The 254-nt window shown below is 68.1% G+C and carries 1 pseudogene; it reads left to right on the forward strand.

What is annotated here, in order from left to right:
* Positions 1-254 (forward strand): annotated as a pseudogene (locus QSV46_RS40325) (methyl-accepting chemotaxis protein); the annotation flags it as partial.

Here is a 254-nt window from a genome sequence, read left to right on the forward strand (position 1 = left end):
GTGTCTGCCAATCACGACATCGCCAATGCGTCACAGGCGGTGCAAACGACCACGTCAGCGGCGGTCGGCGAGATCGCGCAGTCGCGCGGCGCCGTCGACGCCGCGGTGAGCCACATTTCCGAGCTCGTCGCGGCGGTGGAGCGGATCGAGGCGCGACTGAGCGCCGTCGGCTCCGCGCTGGCACAAGTCGCCAAAGTGTCCGGCTCGATCGAGGCGATCGCGAAGCAGACCAATCTGCTCGCGCTCAACGCCAC

This window comes from Bradyrhizobium cosmicum, assembly GCF_032290525.1.
GTDB lineage: Bacteria > Pseudomonadota > Alphaproteobacteria > Rhizobiales > Xanthobacteraceae > Bradyrhizobium > Bradyrhizobium cosmicum_A.